Origin of the sequence: Shewanella sp. Iso12 (genome assembly GCF_012030025.1) — a bacterium.
Classification (GTDB): Bacteria; Pseudomonadota; Gammaproteobacteria; order Enterobacterales; family Shewanellaceae; genus Shewanella; species Shewanella algae.
In genome coordinates, this window is the sequence record NZ_JAAUHW010000005.1 from 18,408 (window position 1) to 34,784 (window position 16,377).

General features: G+C 53.4%; 14 protein-coding genes and 4 tRNA genes. 10 read left to right on the forward strand and 8 right to left on the reverse strand.

All coding sequences use genetic code 11. The annotated features are described in order from the left end of the window. The first annotated feature begins 13 nt into the window (after window positions 1-13). The 3 genes from parE to parC all read left to right on the forward strand — a co-directional run bounded on the left by parE (window position 14) and on the right by parC (window position 5,390). Window positions 14-1,900 carry a DNA topoisomerase IV subunit B gene (gene parE / locus HCX89_RS10860; RefSeq protein ID WP_025009362.1) on the forward strand — a complete coding sequence of 629 codons (1,887 nt, stop codon included), beginning with the start codon at window positions 14-16 and terminating at the stop codon, window positions 1,898-1,900. 143 nt (window positions 1,901-2,043) lie between these two features. Continuing rightward, the gene (locus tag HCX89_RS10865) at window positions 2,044-3,123 is read left to right on the forward strand and encodes a sorbosone dehydrogenase family protein (protein WP_144164334.1); all 1,080 of its coding nucleotides are present in this window, start codon (window positions 2,044-2,046) and stop codon (window positions 3,121-3,123) included. Next, window positions 3,123-5,390: a DNA topoisomerase IV subunit A gene (gene parC, locus HCX89_RS10870; RefSeq protein WP_044733649.1), complete on the forward strand. Its 2,268-nt coding sequence runs from the start codon at window positions 3,123-3,125 to the stop codon at window positions 5,388-5,390. Before HCX89_RS10865 ends, parC begins: the two co-directional genes overlap by 1 nt. 61 nt (window positions 5,391-5,451) lie before the next feature. Here the strand turns inward: parC and HCX89_RS10875 are convergent, their stop codons facing one another. Both HCX89_RS10875 and HCX89_RS10880 read right to left on the reverse strand, forming a co-directional pair. Next, window positions 5,452-5,643: a bacterioferritin-associated ferredoxin gene (locus HCX89_RS10875; protein WP_025009364.1), complete on the reverse strand. Its 192-nt coding sequence runs from the start codon at window positions 5,641-5,643 to the stop codon at window positions 5,452-5,454. A gap of 179 nt (window positions 5,644-5,822) precedes the next feature. Then, window positions 5,823-6,749, reverse strand: coding sequence for a D-2-hydroxyacid dehydrogenase (locus tag HCX89_RS10880; protein ID WP_025009365.1), 927 nt, complete (start codon window positions 6,747-6,749; stop codon window positions 5,823-5,825). Window positions 6,750-6,797: 48 nt separating this feature from the next. Here HCX89_RS10880 and HCX89_RS10885 point away from each other — a divergent pair, with 48 nt between their 5' ends. After that, on the forward strand, window positions 6,798-7,130 hold the full coding sequence (locus HCX89_RS10885) for a DUF3392 domain-containing protein (protein WP_025009366.1): 333 nt from the start codon (window positions 6,798-6,800) through the stop codon (window positions 7,128-7,130). A 32-nt stretch (window positions 7,131-7,162) separates the two neighbouring features. On the opposite strand, the gene HCX89_RS10890 is transcribed toward HCX89_RS10885, so the two are convergent. The 5 genes from HCX89_RS10890 to rsgA form a co-directional block, all read right to left on the reverse strand. Further along, window positions 7,163-7,882: a glycerophosphodiester phosphodiesterase gene (locus HCX89_RS10890; protein WP_107005500.1), complete on the reverse strand. Its 720-nt coding sequence runs from the start codon at window positions 7,880-7,882 to the stop codon at window positions 7,163-7,165. 6 nt (window positions 7,883-7,888) lie between these two features. Next, entirely contained in the window at window positions 7,889-11,092 is a 3,204-nt protein-coding gene (locus HCX89_RS10895) for a mechanosensitive ion channel domain-containing protein (protein ID WP_167716049.1), read from the reverse strand. 75 nt (window positions 11,093-11,167) lie between these two features. Then, window positions 11,168-12,064 (reverse strand): DMT family transporter, encoded by an 897-nt coding sequence (locus tag HCX89_RS10900; RefSeq protein ID WP_123115665.1) that lies wholly within the window; start codon window positions 12,062-12,064, stop codon window positions 11,168-11,170. Continuing rightward, a complete protein-coding gene (asd, locus tag HCX89_RS10905; RefSeq protein WP_167716051.1) occupies window positions 12,061-12,924 on the reverse strand; it encodes an archaetidylserine decarboxylase in 864 nt (287 codons plus the stop codon). Before asd ends, HCX89_RS10900 begins: the two co-directional genes overlap by 4 nt. Window positions 12,925-12,955: 31 nt before the next feature. After that, window positions 12,956-14,020, reverse strand: coding sequence for a small ribosomal subunit biogenesis GTPase RsgA (gene rsgA, locus HCX89_RS10910; protein ID WP_025009370.1), 1,065 nt, complete (start codon window positions 14,018-14,020; stop codon window positions 12,956-12,958). A 112-nt stretch (window positions 14,021-14,132) separates the two neighbouring features. On the opposite strand from rsgA, the gene orn reads away from it, so the two are divergent. The 6 genes from orn to HCX89_RS10940 all read left to right on the forward strand — a co-directional run bounded on the left by orn (window position 14,133) and on the right by HCX89_RS10940 (window position 16,051). Continuing rightward, window positions 14,133-14,678, forward strand: a complete 546-nt coding sequence (gene orn / locus HCX89_RS10915) for an oligoribonuclease (protein ID WP_025009371.1) — start codon at window positions 14,133-14,135, stop codon at window positions 14,676-14,678. Window positions 14,679-14,804: 126 nt separating this feature from the next. Then, window positions 14,805-14,880, forward strand: a tRNA-Gly gene (locus tag HCX89_RS10920). A gap of 121 nt (window positions 14,881-15,001) precedes the next feature. Then, window positions 15,002-15,077: transfer RNA gene (locus HCX89_RS10925), tRNA-Gly, on the forward strand. Between the two features lie 42 nt (window positions 15,078-15,119). Next, a tRNA-Gly gene (locus HCX89_RS10930) sits at window positions 15,120-15,195 on the forward strand. Window positions 15,196-15,321: 126 nt separating this feature from the next. Then, a tRNA-Gly gene (locus HCX89_RS10935) sits at window positions 15,322-15,397 on the forward strand. 198 nt (window positions 15,398-15,595) lie between these two features. Next, on the forward strand, window positions 15,596-16,051 hold the full coding sequence (locus HCX89_RS10940; protein WP_028779692.1) for a hypothetical protein: 456 nt from the start codon (window positions 15,596-15,598) through the stop codon (window positions 16,049-16,051). A gap of 132 nt (window positions 16,052-16,183) precedes the next feature. Here HCX89_RS10940 and HCX89_RS10945 read toward each other — a convergent pair whose 3' ends face one another. Then, window positions 16,184-16,360, reverse strand: coding sequence for a hypothetical protein (locus HCX89_RS10945; RefSeq protein WP_156029077.1), 177 nt, complete (start codon window positions 16,358-16,360; stop codon window positions 16,184-16,186). Window positions 16,361-16,377: the final 17 nt, after the last annotated feature.

A 16,377-nucleotide genomic window follows, 5' to 3' on the forward strand; every position in this document is an offset into this window, starting at 1 on the left:
GACAGTGTGCGCTATGACCAATCAATACACCTCCGATGCCATTGAAGTACTGAACGGACTGGATCCGGTAAAACGCCGTCCCGGCATGTATACCGATACCACCCGACCCAACCACTTGGGTCAGGAAGTCATAGATAACAGTGTCGATGAGGCTTTGGCAGGGTTTGCAACCCGAATCGATGTGGTGTTACACACAGACAACTCCCTGGAAGTCACAGACGATGGCCGTGGTATGCCGGTGGATATTCACCCGGAGGAGGGGATCCCCGGGGTCGAGCTGATCCTGACCAAACTGCATGCCGGTGGTAAGTTCTCCAACAAAAACTATCAGTTTTCCGGTGGTTTGCATGGGGTGGGGATCTCTGTGGTTAACGCCCTCTCCAAAAGGGTTGAGATCACGGTTCGCCGCGATGCCAAAGTGTATGAAATGGCCTTTGAGCATGGCGACAAGGCCGAGAGCCTCAGGGAAACCGGTACCTGCGGGCGCCGCAATACCGGCACCCGGGTGCAGTTTTGGCCCGACCCCAGCTATTTTGACTCACCGAACTTTTCGGTCACCAAGCTGACTTATCTGTTGCGGGCCAAGGCGGTACTTTGTCCTGGGCTCAGAATTCGTTTCGCCAACAAACAAAACGGTGAGGTCCATGAGTGGTTTTATGAAGAGGGCCTGACCGATTATCTGAAAGACTCCCTCAAAGAAGCCCCGGCGCTGCCACAGGAGCCTTTTGTCGGCAGTATCAAGACCAATCTGGAAGCCGCCGACTGGGCCATTACCTGGCTGCCTGAGGGCGGCGACAGTATCAGCGAAAGCTATGTCAACCTGATTCCAACGCCGCTTGGGGGTACCCATGTGAACGGTTTCCGTCAGGGACTGCTCGAGTCGATGCGTGAGTTCTGTGAGTTTCGCAACCTGATCCCAAGGGGGATTAAGCTTAGCCCGGAAGATATCTGGGACAAGGCCAGTTTTATTCTGTCGGTGAAGATGCAAGATCCGCAATTTGCCGGCCAGACCAAGGAGAAACTCTCCAGCCGCCAGTGTTCTGCGTTTGTGTCGGGTGTGGTGCGTGATGCCTTCAGCCTCTGGCTCAACAGCAACACAGATCAAGCCGAACTGCTGGCCGAGATGTGCATCAACAACGCCCAGAAGCGCCTCAAGGCAGCGAAGAAAGTCGCCCGAAAGAAGGTCACTTCAGGCCCGGCGCTGCCCGGTAAACTGACCGACTGCACAGGTCAGGATCCGGCGCGTTCCGAGCTGTTTCTGGTGGAAGGGGACTCGGCCGGTGGCAGTGCCAAACAGGCCAGGGACAGAGAGTTTCAGGCGATCATGCCGCTGCGGGGCAAAATTCTCAACACCTGGGAAGTGGAAGCGAGCCAAGTGTTGGCCTCCCAGGAAGTGCACGATATTTCTGTGGCCATAGGCTGCGATCCCGATAGCGACGATATCTCCGAACTCAGATACGGCAAGATCTGTATTCTCGCCGATGCTGACTCGGATGGTTTGCACATAGCAACCTTGCTGTGCGCGCTGTTTTTGAAACATTATCGCACTCTGGTTGAAAAGGGGCATGTGTATATCGCTATGCCGCCACTGTTCCGTATCGATATCGGCAAAGAAGTGTTTTACGCTTTGGATGAGCCAGAAAAGCAAGGCATTCTTGACAGGATTGCCGCAGACAACAAGAAAGGAAAAGTGCAGGTCACCCGCTTTAAAGGTCTGGGTGAGATGAATCCACTGCAACTGAGGGAAACGACCATGGATCCCAACACCCGTAGATTGGTACAACTGACCATAGACGATGTCGACGAGACTGTGGCATTGATGGACATGTTGCTGGCCAAGAAGCGCTCAGGTGATCGTAAGTCGTGGCTGGAAACCAAGGGAGACCTTGCTCAGCTGTAATCGCCCTTGATGTGCCAATAACTATAAAACTTAAAGGCAAGGATATGATGAACCTGAATAACAGAGTCGGTATCGCGGCCGGCGGAGGCTTGCTCCTGCTGGGAGCGGCGTTGCTGAGTGTGGCGGCCAATGCATCTCAGTCGATGATCATTACTGTGACCAAAGGCTTTGGTGTTTCTCTCTATGCCACAGATGTTGGCGATGCCAAGCAGATGGCAGTGGGAGATGAAGGTACCCTGTTTGTCGGTTCTCACAAGAGTGGCACGATTCACGCTTTGGTCGACAGTAACAATGATGGCCGGGTTGATAAGCGTTATCTGATAGCCAAGGGCCTGGATTACCCGGAGGCCTTGGCTTTTCACAAGGGCGATCTCTATGTCGCTCTGGAAGACAGGGTTGTGGTATTCCGTGATATCGAACCCAGGCTCAGGCGCCCTCCGCGGGCACGGGAAGTCTATGATCAACTGCCGGGCAATGGTAAGAAAAGCGCCAGAGCCATGCGCTTTGGCCCGGATGACAGGCTCTATATCGCCATCAGCGCCCCCTGCAATGTGTGTGAGCCCAGTGCCCCTTTTGGCAGCATCATTGCCGTGGATGTGAACTCGGGCAGTAGTCAGCAGATAGCGCTCGGAATACGTAATGTCATAGGTTTTGACTGGTCGCCACTGGATAACCGCCTCTGGTTTGCCGATATGAGCCGCGACTGGATGGGGGATAATCTGCCACCGGATGAAATCAACCGGGTCGATGTTGCCGGGGCGCATTATGGTTTTCCATATGTGCATGGCAAAGCGGTGCAGGAGCCTGCCTATGAAGAGCCCAAGAGCCTGAATATTACCAAGCCAGTCTATGAACTGCCGGCGCATGTGTCTCCTATGGGGATGCTGTTTTATCGGGGAACCCAGTTTCCCGCCGAATATCACAACCAGATTTTATTGGCTGAGAACGGCTCCTGGAACCGTTCCAGTAAGGTGGGCTACCAGATAGTGGTGTTGGAAACCGATGGCCGCCAGGTGAGCAATCGCCGCACCCTGGTGAGTTTTCTCGATGGTGAGTTTCCGGTGGCCAGGCCCCATTCACTGGCGATGGCCCCGGATGGCGCCGTCTATATTTCGGATGATCTGAAGGGAAACATCTACCGCCTGTACTACAAAGACACTGATGCAGAAGATGCTGAATCTGAGTCGGACTATGCGCCGACACCTGAACAGGAAAATGAATAATGAGTGATGCGATAGCCTTGAGCCTGGATGGCGTGGAGCAGATGCCGCTCAGGCGCTTCACCGAAGAGGCGTATCTCAACTATTCCATGTATGTGATCATGGACCGGGCCTTGCCCCATATCGGCGATGGTCTCAAGCCGGTGCAACGGCGAATCGTCTACGCCATGAGCGAGCTGGGATTATCGGCGGCGGCCAAATACAAGAAGTCGGCCCGTACCGTGGGTGACGTGCTGGGTAAGTATCACCCGCACGGCGATAGCGCCTGTTACGAAGCCATGGTACTGATGGCGCAACCCTTTACCTATCGCTATCCCCTGGTGGATGGTCAGGGTAATTGGGGGGCTCCGGACGATCCCAAGTCGTTTGCGGCCATGCGTTATACCGAAGCCAGGCTATCCAAGTTTTCCGAGGTGCTGCTCAGCGAGCTAGGTCAAGGTACAGTGGACTGGGGCGTCAACTTCGATGGCACCCTGAAAGAGCCCTTGGTACTGCCTGCCAGACTGCCGCATATTCTGCTCAACGGTATTACCGGTATCGCAGTGGGTATGGCCACGGATATTCCGCCCCATAACGCCCGCGAGTTGGCCAATGCCTGTATCGAGCTGCTGGATAATCCCAAGGCTGACCTGCCGCGGCTAATGGAATTCGTGCCTGGGCCCGATTATCCGACAGCTGCCGAGATCATTACCCCGAGCGCCGAAATCGCCAAGGTCTATGAATCGGGCCGCGGCTCAATCAAGGCCCGTGCGGTTTACACTGTGGAAAACGGTGAAGTGGTGATAACGGCTTTGCCGCACCAGGCCAGCTCCAGCAAGATCCTCGAGCAGTTGGCGGCGCAGATGCAGGCCAAGAAGCTGCCTATGGTGACAGACTTGCGCGATGAGTCGGACCATGAAAGTCCGGTGCGGCTGGTGATAGTGCCGAGATCCAACCGGGTCGATATCGAACAGTTGATGGCGCACCTGTTTGCCACTACAGATCTGGAGAAGAGCTACAGGGTCAACCTCAATGTGCTTGGCCTCGATGGTCGGCCTCAGGTCAAGGGGCTCAAGCAACTCTTGAGTGAGTGGCTGGAGTTTCGAATTCATACTGTGCGCCGGCGTCTGGAATTTCGTCTGGATAAAGTTCTGGCCAGGTTGCATATTCTTGAAGCCTTGATGATTGCCTTCCTCAATATTGATGAAGTGATAGAGATCATCCGCTTCCACGACGAACCCAAGGCCGAGTTGATGCGCCGCTTCGGGCTGACAGACAAGCAAGCCGAAGCAATTCTGGACCTCAAGCTGCGCCATCTGGCCAAGCTGGAAGAGATGAAGATCCGTGGTGAGCAGGATGAGCTTGAAGCCGAGCGGGAAAAGCTGCAGCAACTGCTCAGCTCGGAACGCCGCCTGAAGACCTTGATCAAGAAAGAATTGCAGGCAGATGCGGAAACCTATGGTGATGACCGCCGCTCGCCACTGGTGGTGAGAAGCGAATCAAGAGCGCTGTCGGAGCAGGAGTTGGTGCCGACCGAGCCCGTGACTGTGGTGTTGTCTGAAAAGGGCTGGGTGCGCTGTGCCAAGGGCCATGATATAGACGCCGCCGGGTTGTCCTATAAGGCAGGTGACAGTTTCCTCTGCGCCGCAGCCGGCCGCAGCAACCAGCAATCTGTGTTTATTGACAGCGCCGGGCGCGCCTTCGCCACGGATACCCATACTCTGCCTTCGGCCCGTAGCCAAGGGGAACCTATTACCACCAGATTCAATCTGGCCCCAGGGGAGAGCATGGAGCATGTATTGCTCGGGGATGATGATAACTGCTTCCTACTGGCGAGTGATGCCGGTTACGGCTTTATCTGCGCCTTTAAGGACATGGTGTCGCGCAACAAGGCGGGTAAGGCTTTGCTGACACTGCCGGCCAATGCCAAGGCTTTAACGCCGCGTAAACTGGACAAGTCCAGACCCAGTTCGATTCTGGCCATTACCAATGAAGGGCGGATGCTGATGTTCTCCATGGAGGCGCTACCGCAGTTGGCCAAGGGTAAGGGCAACAAGATCATCGGCATCCCATCGGAGCGGGCGAAAAACCGCGAAGAGTTGGTGACCCATCTATATCTGGTGCCGGAGGGTGCCAATGTCACCCTCTGGGCCGGCAAGCGTAAGCTGACATTGAAGAGCAGCGATCTGGAGCATTACCGTGGTGAGCGTGGCCGTCGTGGTGCCAAGCTGCCAAGAGGGCTGCAAAGGGTCGACAGTGTCGAGGTCAGTTTGGAGGAGCCGGCGCTGTAGCCCGGCCCAGAAATTACAAAAGCCGCATTATGATGCGGCTTTTGTTTTTTTACCCAATATATCAGGCGACTTCGTAATAATTGGGCTCGAGATCCAGCTGATTCTGGATGATTTGCGTCGCCATCCGTACACACTTACCGCATTGATCACCCACACCGAGGCGTTTTTTCACCTCGCTGAGGCTAACATCTCCCTGGCTGACAGCCTGCTTTATCTGGGTATCCGTAATCGCATGACACAGACAAACGTACATTTATCGGGCTCCGGTTGCTGCTGGTAAGTGGAAAGCAATTTTCAGTTTGTAAGTCTAAATGAAAACCGTTATCAATACTAATAACGCTTGGGTATATTTTAGGGCAGATCACCCTTTAGTTGGTTATTAAGTCAGCCAATAGCACCGCGCCCGGAGGAATGGGCGCGCTAGAGTAAGGATTAGTAGCCTCTGTCGAAGTACACCAGGTTCTCCAGTGATTCGGCATTGAGGTAGTGGTGATAGTTGCGGGAGAAAATATCGACCACCTGAGACGGGAAGCTGGGCGCCGAAATATGGGGAGTGATTACCGCATTGGGGCAATCCCAGATGGGGTGCAGCGGTGACAGCGGCTCCTGGGCAAACACATCCAGCACGGCTTTGAGCCGGTTTCTGCGGCCGAGTTCGACCACCAGAGCATCCAGATCTAGGGCGTCGCCGCGGCCTATGTTGAACAGTATCGCGCTGTCTTTGAGTTGTGCCAGTCTCTCTTTGCTCAGCAAGCCTCGGCTCTCCTGAGTGCTCGGCAGAGTGTTGACGACCACATCGGCCTGGGGCAAAAGCTCATCGAGCTGGGCCGGGCTGATGATGCAATCAAAGCCCGCGACGGCCCTTTGGCTGCGGTTCATACCCCAGACTTGCATCTTGAAGTGCTTGGCGCTGGCGGCCAGGTGCTCGCCGATGGAACCCGTGCCCAGGATCAGCATCTTCATCCCCTGTAGGGTGGCCAGGGAACCTGGGTGCCAGTATTTCTCCTGCTGTTGGTGATGATACAGCGCATGTTGGCGAACTTCGGCGAGCAGATAACCGAACACATATTCACTCATCAAGGGGCCGAAGATACCTTTCACATTGGTCAGTAGGTAGTCTTTCCTGGTTTTAGCGCCAAGTAGTTTATCGACACCGGCGAAGGTTGATTGCAACCAACTTAGATTCTTGCCGTGACTCAGCAGCGGTTGGGCCAGAGCCGGCTCGGCCAGCCAGATATCGGCACTGGCGATATTGGCCGGGTCATCGCCCAGGATAGTAAGGCCAGGAAGTGATTTTTCTGACAACAACTGTCGATATTCAGCATTTTCCCGGGTGAGTAACAGCAGCTTGTATGCCATAGTATCTGTCCTTGTTGTTTTCGTTATTTTTATGGATTTTATATTTTAATGGATTCAGTTACGCAACTGCTGACCCAGCTGGGCAGTCAGCTCTATCCCTGGCTCAATGAGATAGCCACCGCCATGGTTGCCTGCGTCATTTTGGTGTTCGGTGCCGACTTCAACCGTTTTCTGCGCCGTAAGCTCGGGGCTCGCAATTTTGTGCTGCGCACGCTGATCTTTATTCTGGTCAACGCCTTTGGTTACGGCATGCTGATAGTGGCGCTCAGTCCCTGGCTCGCCAGGCAGCTGGCGCACCTACCGGCGCTGTGGACTTTACTCTTGGTCAGCGCCACCTTTATCTTTGTCGGCAGCTGGGCCCAGCGTAATAACCAGAGTTGAACACGCTAATCAGAGAGCATTCAAACGACTAATCACTCAAACCAGTGGCGGTAGTCGGTTTGTGACTCCTGAGTCAATGCGGCGGCGGCTCTGTCTGGATAGTTGGCAAAAATACCATCTACCCCCAGCGCCGCCAGTGCCCTGATATCATCGGCATCATCTACGGTATAGACATACACTTTGGCGCCACGCTGATGAGCATCGGCAACCAGTTCACGGCTGATAAAGCTGATATCCAGATGCAGTGACCAGGCTTTGAGTTCACTGACCACGGCGGCTTGGTCGAGAGCTATCCCTTCGAGCAGTGGCGCCACGGGTACGTCGGGCAACTGCTGTTTTACCTGTTTGAGCCAGAGATGATTGAATGAAGACACCAGCAGCTGCTCTGGCTGGTAGCCGAGTTGCAGTAGCTGCGGGTATTGCTGGATAAAAGGCTCGACGCAACCCACTCCCTTGAGCTCTATGTTGACCGTCATGCGCCCCTTGATAAGCTCAAGTACCTGGCGCAGGGTCGGGATAGGTTCTCCCTCGACCCTCAGCTGCCGTAGATAGCTGCTGCTTTGCTGCGCGAGCAGCCCTTTGCCGTCGCTCTTGGGGCTCAGGCGGCGGTCATGGAAGACCCAGAGCTCACCATCGGCATGATGTACATCCAGCTCAACTGCCTCACAACCAAGCTCTAGTGCCAGCGCCATAGCCTTAAGGGTGTTTTCCGGCGCATAACCACTGGCGCCACGGTGAGCGAAAATCAACATCTGCGATTAACCTCTGATAATACCGCTGGTGTCTTTGTTGTGCGTGTTGCTGATATGCACTTCGAGCTGAGGGTAAGCCAGCTCCAGCTGGTTCTCCTTGAGCTTCTTGCTGATCCGCTTGTGCAGATCGTGGCGCAGCGGCCAGCGGGAAGACATATCTTTGGCATAAGCCCTGACTTCATAGTCCTGAGTGTGTTTGCCGAAACCGGCAAACCAGACTTCCGGCTCAGGGGTTTCCAGCGCGTTCTCACACTCTTTCACTGCCTGGTAGAGCGCGGCCTCCACTCGGGCTGGATCTGAATCCCTGGCGACCGAAACATAGATGATCACCCGGGTAATGGGATCTGACAGCGACCAGTTAATTAACTGCTCTGTGATAAAGGCCTTGTTGGGGATGATAATCTCTTTCCTGTCCCAATCTATGATGGTGGTTGCGCGAATTTTGATCTTGGAAACCGTGCCTGTGAGCTCACGGATAGTGACGGTATCGCCGATACGCACCGGCTTTTCAAACAGTATGATAAGGCCCGAGATAAAGTTGGCGAAGATCTCCTGCAGACCAAAACCCAGACCCAGAGTCAAGGCCGCAATCAACCATTGCAGCTTGGACCACTCCATCCCCAGGGTGGCAAAGCCGATGACGATACCGATAAAGACCACCAGGTAACGGGTCACAGTGGTGATGGCAAAGCCGGTTCCCGGGGTGAGATCCAGCTTTTGCAGCACAGTCAGCTCCAACAGGCCGGGTAGATTGGTGGCTATCATCATGGAAAAGCCGACCACAATGGCGCCAAATACCAGCGATTTCATGGTGATGGGCAGAGGCTGCTCGACTCCGCCTACCCCGGTAGTCGTTGTAGTCCAAAGAGTAATGCCGTCGAGGAAGCTGAACAGGGCGGTGTGGGTTTGGGTCCACAGACCGACCAAACAGGCGAGAAACGCCAGCAGCAGCAGGGATCTCACCAAACCCAGTGATTGGCTGGACATGGTTTCCAAATCGACTACCGGCTCTTCATAGGTGTCCTGATGATCGTTGGTGCCCGATGAGGTATCGCCTTTTTCCCGCTGCGCCAGACGCTCGGCTCGGCGGGCCTTGGCGCGATCGAAGGCGATGCGGCGCCTTTCAATCAACATCCAACGTTTCAGCAACTGGTACAGCAACAGGAAGCCGAGTCCCAGCAGTAAAGAAAGCTGCAGCTGCAGCAGCATCTGGAAGGCGGTGAAATAGTAGCCCCTGAATGCCAACACGGCGCTCAGTGGCGGCACCAGCAACAGCAGCAGCCACAGCAGCTTTTGCAGCAGGCGCTTGTTCTTGTCGTCCAGATGGCTTTCACGGTAGCGACGGGACAGAGTCAGTACGTCCCGATAGAGCATAAACAGCATGATACAGAACAGAATAAAGGCACCGCGGCCTATGCTGTTGCGCACCAGAGAGGAGTCGAGAATTTCGGTAAAGCCCATGACGCCCACCAGAGGCATGGCCATGATGACAAAGCGGCGAAAACGCTGTTGGCCTTGACGGATCACCTCTTGCGGCCGTTTGAAATGGCCTATGAGCAGGCCCTTGTCCAGCGCCAGCAGATAGATGAAGCGATAGAGCTGGTACAGGCTGCCTATGGCCAGTACACCCATGCCGATGGCCTGAATGGGATTACTGCCTGACTGCAGCATAATCAAGCCGGCAGCCACTATGGGAAAGGGTTTGAACAGACTGTAACCGGCGCTGATCACTAATGTCTGGATGGTGTAGATGAACTTATCCTGGGTCACCTTGCCGACCGGCGCCTCACATTCGCGCATCATGGTCTTGAATCTGGGGGTGAGAATATCCTGGGCCACCAGACACAACACCGCCAGGATGATCCACCAGGACCAGTATGGACTCAGTTCGGTCAGTCCCTGCTTTATCTCAGGCAGACTGGTTTGTTGCCAGAGCCAGAGACTGGAGCGCTGCAGATCCGTCAGCCACAGCTTGCTGATGCTGTAGGCATTGGGTACCCAGAACAGGTGTTCATTGAGGGTGGACTTGAGCCTCTGGTAGCTGTCGGTGAGCAGCTCATATTTGCTCTTGAGCTTGGCCAGTTCACTGAGATAAGTGTCATAGCCTTTCAATAGTTGATTCAGCAAAGCCTGTTGCGACTCAAGCAGCCGCAGCTGAGATTCATTGCTGTAGGATTGGGTCGTTAGCAGTTGCTCATTGGCGGCAAACTGCTGCTCAATCTGATAGCGATTGAGTCTGGCATCGGCTATCTGGGTCTGCAGGTGCTCTTGGTTGGGGGGCTTTGGCAGTGACTGCAGGATCTGCAAAAAGCGCTCACCGAAAACCGGGTTCATCTTGACCCAGCTTATCTGCTCCTTGATGTTGTCCAGTTGCTTGCTGTGGGACTGATCCAGCTTCTCCGCTTGTTCCTGCAGGGCTATGGTCTGCGTGGTCTGCTCCGTCAGTAGCTGCAATTGCTGGCCATATCTCTGGTTGGCCAGACTCAGCTCTGTGGTCAGGCGATCGCGGCCATCAGCCTCGGCATTGAGGGTTTCGGCCAGTGTGGCATTGACCTGCTGCTGCCTGGCATCGGTAATGGCGCGGTTAAGCTGTTCGATAAGCAGCTCTTGTTGCTGCAACTGCTTGCGTACCAGTTGCAGTTGTAACTGATGTAATTCGCGCTTTTGTTGGCTGACTGCCAACTCGCTTTCCAGCGTGGTGAGCTGTTGTTCCAGCAATAACAACTGTGCCTGTTGCAGCTCTTTGGCGGCATTGTCACCGGCCACTGCCTGGGCCTTTTGCTGTTGCAGCAGTGCCTGTCTGATTTTGACTATTTCGGCAGGTAACTCGCTGTGGCGCTTGAGCATGGCGCTGTTGGCCTGGCTTAGGCTGGTTTCACTCTCTTTCAGTTCGGAAAGGCGCAGATAGGCCATGGAGGCCTGCTGATCCAGATCCTGATGGAGTTCGGGCTTAAGTGGCGCGGCGGCTTCCTGCAACTGATCATAAAGATGCTGGCGCCTGCTTTCGAAATTGAGTTGCAGTTCCTGATAACTGCGGTTGGTGTCGGCAAGCTGCTGAATGCTCTTTTCCAGCTGCGCCAGTTGTTGCTCCTGCGACAGGGTTTCAGTGTTTTGTTGGTTAAGACCCAGACGTTTATCCAACCCCAGTGGCGAATTGGCCTGGGCGGAGGCGATAAATAGACAAAACAGCAGAAGGCAGGCTCGAACCATAGTTAAATTCAAAGAGCTAAATTCAAAGAGTTAATCGACAGCTCATATTAGCTAAGTTAAGCGGGTTTTGATATGTCAGCCAAGGTTCTTTTTCGGGGCTTGTGATTTGTGACTCTGTGATGTTTCAAACAAGGCGGTAGCTACCACTAAAGTGCCACCGATAGCGGTTGCCAGAGTCAGCGACTCATCCAGCAGCAACCAGGCGAGCATGGCGCCATAGAAGGGTTGTAAACAGGCAACCAAACCGACAGTCTTGGCACTCAGGTATCTGAGTGCCGAAGTAAACAAGGCATGGGGCGCCGCGGTAAAGACGACTCCCAAAAGCAGCAGCAATCCCCAGGTTTGGTTGCTGATGTCACCGACATCAAGACTGTGCCATGGAGCCAACACCAGCACTGCTACCGCGGTTTGATAAAACATCGCCTGCTGGCCGCTGTAGGCGGTGAAGTAGCGTTTGTGCAACAGGTTACGGGCGGTGAACAAGATGGCGGAAACAACGCCGACCAGGATCCCTAGGGTAACGTCGTTGCCCAATGATGGCTCGGGGATCAGCAGAATCACCCCCAGCAGCACCGCCAAACCGCTGACAAGGTCTCTGAGGTGTAAGCGACTGCCGGTAAACCAGGGTTCGACCAGCACAGTCATCACGGGATAGGTGAAAAAGGCTATCATGCCGATGGCGACAGAGGAGAGTTGCATCGCCGCAAAGTAGGTCACCCAATGGAGGCTGACAATCACCCCAAGTAACAGAGCAATAAGGTAATCTTTGCCGCGCAGCAAGCGCAGGCGTTGACGGCTGAGTTTAACCAGCAGCGCCAGAACTATGGCGGCGATAACGCAGCGCAGCAGAGTGATATCGAGGGCGCTCAAGGGAATAAGCCGGGAGAACAGGGCGGTTCCCCCGAACAGGAGTACCGCCAGATGCAGTTCTGTCAGGCCTGTACGAGCTTGCCCCTTGGCAGACAAGTTCAGTCCTCTATTTTGGCAAAAGGTGCACCCATACGGGTCACTGCACCTGGCTCAACATCATCGGCAAATTCATCCAAGGCGTCTTTGGCAAACAGCATGACCACGGTACTGCCCAATTTGAAGCGGCCCATCTCGGCACCTTTCTCCAATGTGATCGCATCCGGCCCAGTGGTGGGGTATTCCCAGGTAAAGACGCGTTTGCCTGTCGGCGGTGTGACAGTGCCGGCCCAAACGGTTTCAATACTGGCCACTATGGTGGCGCCGACCAATACCATGGCCAGGGGGCCAATCTCGGTTTCGAATATGGCTACCACTCGCTCGTTACGGGCAAACAGCCCGGGTACATTGCGGGCGGTCAACGGATTGACCGAGAAGAGTTCGCCGGGCACATAAGTCATTTTCGACAGCGTGCCTTTGATGGGCATATGGATTCTGTGATAGTCCTTGGGCGCCAAATAAATGGTAGCAAAGTCACCGTCTTCGAAGCGTTCGGCGTCTTTGGCCTGATTGCCCAGCAGGGTCAGAGCCGAATAGTGATGGCCTTTGGCTTGAAAAATGCGGCCGTCTTCAATGGGACCACACTGACTCACGGCGCCATCGACCGGGTGCACTATATATTCTGAGTCCTGATACAGAGGGCGAACGCCTCCTTTCAGGGCGCGGGTGAAAAAAGCGTTGAAGCTTTTGTAGGCTTCAGGCTCGCTCTGGGCCGCTTCTGACATATCTATCTTGTACTGTTTGATAAACCAGCGAATAGCCCAGGTGGTCAGCTTGCCGGCTTCGGCCGCTGCAAGTTTCCCGACCAGACGGGACAACAGGTGTTTTGGCAGCATGTACTGCAGTGCAATCTTCACTTTATCCAATTTTTGCTTCCTTCAAATGGGCTTTGCCAGCTTAAATGTCGTCCATGCCGGCGCGGAAGTGGCGGGCGTGACGCTGTTCATCCAGACTGGTGATAATTCTGTGATAATTGTTGAATCTGTCTTCGGCAATTTTGCCTTCCTCTACCGCTTTACGCAATGCGCAGCCGGGATCGTCCAGATGTTTGCAATCGCGGAATTTACAGCCGCCGAGAAAATCCCTGAACTCCACGAAGCACCAGCCGACACGGTCGGCAGGTAAGTGCCAGAGGGCAAATTCGCGAACCCCGGGAGAGTCAATCAGATCGCCGCCGCTGGGAAGGTGAACCAGTTTGGCCGTGGTGGTAGTGTGTTGACCCAGGCCTGAGTTTTCCGAGACTTCCCCGGTTTGTAACTGCGCCTGTGGCAGCAGGGCATTGACAATAGACGATTTACCTACCCCGGATTGCCCGGCAAATACACTGGTTTTGCCTTGCAACAGGGTTTTCAGTTGCTCTATCCCTTCAGCGGTTTTACTGCTGACTTTATAGACCGGGTAGCCGATAGCTCGGTAACGGGCCAAGGCGGTTTCCACTTCAACAGCCTGAGTCTCGTCCAGCAAGTCGACCTTGTTGAGAATGATCACCGGCGGGATCTCTGTGTCTTCAGCCGCCACTAGATAGCGGTCAATAATCTGGGTAGTAAAGCTCGGCAGCACAGATGACACTATAAAAATTTGATCTATATTGGCGGCAATGACTTTAACTCCATCATAGAGATCGGGCCGGGTCAGTGACGAGCTACGCGGGTGGACGGCTTCAACCACACCGGCGACAGTAGTTTGTGGATCGGTCGCCAGACGTACCACTACTTTATCGCCGGTAACCAGGCTGCCTATGGTGCGGCGAAGATTACAACGAACCAGTTGGCCATCATGGGTTTCAATATCGGCATGCTGACCGAAACGGGAAATAACCGTGGCCTCCAGCTCGGGGCCGAGTGAGCTATCCTGTATTTCAGGAGCGGCCTCTGTAGCGTTTTTTCCACGTTGCAGACGCTTCTGATGATTGGCTTTCATACGGCGCAGTTGGCCATGACTCAATGGTTTCTTTTTACTCACAGGCTGTTCTTCGCGGTATAAGGTGATTTTGTGTCTTGGCAAAAAGCAGTATGATACACGGTCTTAAACAAAAAAGCCTGAATTTAGGCGAACAGGAGCGATAGGCTGAGCTATGGTTGCGGATGCAAATAACCTGATTTGGATAGATCTCGAGATGTCCGGGCTGGAGCCTGAAACCGATAGAGTACTGGAAATAGCCACCTTGGTTACAGACAAGGAGCTGAACATTATCGGTGAAGGGCCTGTGATAGCGATTCACCAGAGCGATGAAGTGTTGGCTGCCATGGATGATTGGAATCAACAGCATCATGGCGCTTCCGGGCTAATTGAGCGGGTGAAAGCTTCGAAACACACAGAGGCTGACGCCATAGCCGAGACCATAGCTTTTTTGAGCCAGTACGTGCCTAAAGGCGTGTCCCCCATGTGTGGCAACAGTGTTGGTCAGGACAGACGCTTTCTGAACAAGTATATGCGTGAGCTGGAAGATTACTTCCATTACCGCAATATCGATGTCAGTACGGTCAAGGAACTGACCAAGCGTTGGCAGCCGGAAATCATGAAGGATTTCAAAAAGCAAAATACTCACCAGGCTTTGATGGATATTCAGGAGTCGATCGCCGAACTGAAATTCTATCGTGAACGGGTATTTAAAATTTGAGCGATCGGTAGATAAATCTGTTTCAGGGGGTTGCAGCAGATGGAAATTTCCATATAATGCGGCCTCACCTTTCCGCTGGTGGTAACCAGTGTGAATAGGTAAAGTGGTAAGAGTTTAAAGTTTGATGCGACATTAGCTCAGTTGGTAGAGCGGTACCTTGCCAAGGTACAGGTCATCGGTTCGAACCCGATATGTCGCTCCAAATTCCAGACACCCACTGTCTTTAAATGTGGACTTAAGTGATGCGACATTAGCTCAGTTGATAAAACAGAGGTCGGTACCTTTGTTGATTATCAGCTCGGATGATGCAGCAAACAAGCGATGCGACATTAGCTCAGTTGGTAGAGCGGTACCTTGCCAAGGTACAGGTCATCGGTTCGAACCCGATATGTCGCTCCAAATTCCAGACGCTCACGGTCTTTAAATGTGGACTTAAATGATGCGACATTAGCTCAGTTGGTAGAGCGGTACCTTGCCAAGGTACAGGTCATCGGTTCGAACCCGATATGTCGCTCCAAATTCCAGACTCCCACTGTCTTTAAAGGTGGATGCATTATTGCAATGCGACATTAGTTCGGTTGATAAAACAGAAGGTCGGTACCTTTGTTGATTATCAGCTCGGATGATGCAGCAAATAAACAATGCGACATTAGCTCAGTTGGTAGAGCGGTACCTTGCCAAGGTACAGGTCATCGGTTCGAACCCGATATGTCGCTCCAATCTTTATTTCCCCTTCAAAATTCTTAAAAAGTGCTTTTCGTGATCTGCCGCAGGTTTCTTGCGTTTTGTCTAATGTAGCGACATTTGTAAGCACTGATTTATGACCTTGTTCAAATATTCCCACCTTTTTTACTTCCATAATGTCTCCATACCGAATTGAATTGTGCCGTTGACGGCAGAAGAATGGAGATAGGCAGATGCGTATTCAACAGTTACGTGAACTCCTTGAATTTGTAGCGAAATGTCGTCTTGATATGGCTCAGCTCTATCACAGATTACACACTCAGGCCGACTCATCCAGGGTCAAACTAATGCTGGAATATTTTGAACAGCATCAGAAACATATTGCTGAAACTCTCGAAGACTATATCGATGATGCGCCAAACAAGATCCTCGATACCTGGTACAAAGACATTGTTTTTGAGGACTTTGGCAAGCGCTGCCGCGATACCATGCTGGCGGCCAATATGACAGAGGATGATGTGCTGAATCTGCATCTGGATCTGGAAAACCGCTTGATTGCCTTACTGGAAAAAACTGCCGGTTCGTCGGCTTCGGCCGAGGTAAAAGGGGCTTTGGAGGATTTGGTGCGGGTCGAGAAGATCCAGCAGCAACGACTGGTGCACAGTACCATACGTATGGACGATATTTAACGTCTCCCAGACTTGGCGGATCTGCTTGGGTCTGCCGTTAGTTCTGCCCGGCCCAGACCGGGCTTTTTCATTTTTATCAACTTGTTCTGATTCAAGTCATAAATACTCACTGACTTTACTGCTAGTGTGTTGTCAATCATCACAGTCTTTATGCTGATTTTTTATCGGTAGTGTCAGCGCCCGAAAGATGCCAACGGCGACCAATAAGGCGCAGAGAGCCAGGAGCCAGAACCAGGGAAATGCCCCGTTAAAGGGTAGTCCCAGCAGTAATACGCAGAGTATTAAAATAAGCAGTGTCAGCAGCATCATCCCTGTGCTTCCTTCCG